The organism is Allobosea sp. (assembly GCF_030694325.1).
In the GTDB taxonomy this organism is placed as follows: Bacteria; Pseudomonadota; Alphaproteobacteria; order Rhizobiales; family Beijerinckiaceae; genus Allobosea.
In genome coordinates this window covers 1-2,018 of sequence record NZ_JAUXYO010000330.1, presented here as the reverse complement: position 1 = coordinate 2,018, position 2,018 = coordinate 1, and the positions used below count along the sequence as shown (strand labels likewise).

Here is a 2,018-nt window from a genome sequence, read left to right as displayed (position 1 = left end):
CGCCTGCGATGTCGCCGCGCCCCGGGCTCGCGGCCACCGCTACGACCACCACCGTGGCGTCGCGCGCCGTCGTGGCGATGGCCTCCGCCATTGCCTCGGCCATGGCCAGGGCCGGCCCGAAGCGGGCCGACCAGCCGCAGGTCGATGTCCGCAAGACCGATGAGGGCGTGCTGATCAGTCTGACCGACAATGCCAATTTCGGCATGTTCGGCATCGGCTCGGCCGAGCCGCATCCGCAGACGATCGCCGCCATGCAGCGCGTCGCCGCCGTGCTGAAGGAGCGCGAGGGCGCCATCGTCATCCGCGGCCACACCGATGCGCGCCCCTTCCGCGACGGCCGCAGCGACAACTGGCGGCTCTCGACCTCACGCGCCCATACGGCGCAGGATCTGCTCGTGCAGGGCGGCATCAGCCAGTCGCGCATCGAGCATATCGAGGGCCATGCCAGCCGCCAGCCGCGGGCGAGCGACCCTAATGCCGCCGAGAACCGCCGCATCGAGATCCTGATCCGGGAGAAGCGCGCATGAGGCGCCGATCCCTTCTCGCGCTCGCCGGCGCGCTGGCCTGCGCTCTGTCGACTTCGGCCCTCGCGGCACAGGATCTCCCGCCCGCGCCGGCCCCGCCCTATCAGCTGGTGCGCACCCTGCAGTCGCTGCAGAACGAGGCGGCCGCCGGCAACCGAGCCGCCCATGCCGCCCAGGGCAGGCTCTTGCGCGAACTCGAACAGGAGATGGCGGCGCAGCCTCCGGCTGTCTGGGACGATCCCCGCAACACCCGCGCCGCGGTGCAATATGTGCTGAGCGGCGGCCAGCCCGGTGCCCTGGCGGAACTGGTCAGGCGCGGGGAGCCGGCCGGGCTGCCCAAGGGACTCGCCGAGGGCGCGCTCGCCTATGTCATGGGCGATGGCGGCCGGGCGAAGGCGCTGCTGATGCCGCTCGATCCCGCGGGACTTCATGAATCGCTGGCGGGCCATCTCGCCCTCGTCCAGGCGACGCTGATCCTGCGCGACGATCACAAGCGGGCGCTGCAGCTGCTCGACCAGGCGCGGCTGGCCTCGCCCGGCTCGCTGGTCGAGGAGGGGGCGCTGCGCCGGGCAGTCTTCATCGCCGCCGAGATCAACGATCTCGACCGGCTGGAGAAGGGCACCGCGCAATACATGCGGCGCTTCGACCGCTCGGTCTATGCCGAGCATTTCCGCCAGAGCTTCGCCACGGGGCTGGTGCGCTTCGACATCGGCCGCGACCCGGCCAAGTTCCCCAAGCTTGTCGCGACGCTCCGGGCCTTCGACCGCGAGCAGCAGCGCGCCGTGCTCCTGATCATCGCCCGTGACGCGCTGGTGCGCGGGCGCTTCGAACAGGCGCGCCTCGCTGCCGAGGAGGTGGCGCGAATTCCCGGCGCAGACCAGGCCATGGTCACGCGCGCCTCCTTCTACCGCGCCGCCTCGCGCATCGGCATCGACAGGAGCGGGGGCGCGCTCGATGCGCTGAAGACCATCGACGCCAGGCGGCTTCCGGCAGAGGAACAGGATATCCTCCGCACGGCCTTGCGCGTCGCCGCCGAGATCGTCGATGCGCCCACGGGCGCGCAGACGCTTTCCCCGGCGGCGCCGGCCGAACCCGCCGATCTCGACCCGCGGATCAAGCGCCTCCTCTCGGGCGCCGAACGCAGCCTCGCCGAAGCGCAGAAGCTGCTCGCCGACCCCGTCTTCACCCCCTCCCGATCCGGAGATGCCCGGCCATGAGCCAGGTCGAGACCCCTGTCGTGCCATCCGCCCGTGGCGCCGAGGCCGCGAAGAGCTCAAAAGCGCGCCTGACGGCCGGCGGTCGCGAGGAGCGCGGCCAGGCCTTCCGCTCCCTGCTGCAGACGCTCGAAAAGGGTGCCGGCAAGTCTCCCGCCGACAAGCCCGCCGAGCCGGGCCGCGCGGAGCCGGCCGAAAAGGCCGATGCCTTCTCCGCCGAGCGCCTCGCCGAGATGCTGGCCACGGCCCCGGCCGAGCCCGTCACCCCCAGTGACGGCCC

The 2,018-nt window shown here is 72.2% G+C and carries 3 protein-coding genes; all 3 read left to right on the top strand.

Features of this window, described 5'->3' with window-relative positions; translation table 11 throughout:
- The coding region (locus tag Q8M82_RS21145; RefSeq protein ID WP_305693270.1) for an OmpA family protein at nucleotides 1-527 on the top strand (527 nt) is incomplete at its 5' end.
- Entirely contained in the window at nucleotides 524-1,741 is a 1,218-nt protein-coding gene (locus Q8M82_RS21140) for a hypothetical protein (protein WP_305693269.1), read from the top strand. The genes Q8M82_RS21145 and Q8M82_RS21140, both read left to right, overlap by 4 nt.
- The coding region (locus tag Q8M82_RS21135; RefSeq protein ID WP_371126430.1) for a hypothetical protein at nucleotides 1,738-2,018 on the top strand (281 nt) is incomplete at its 3' end. The genes Q8M82_RS21140 and Q8M82_RS21135, both read left to right, overlap by 4 nt.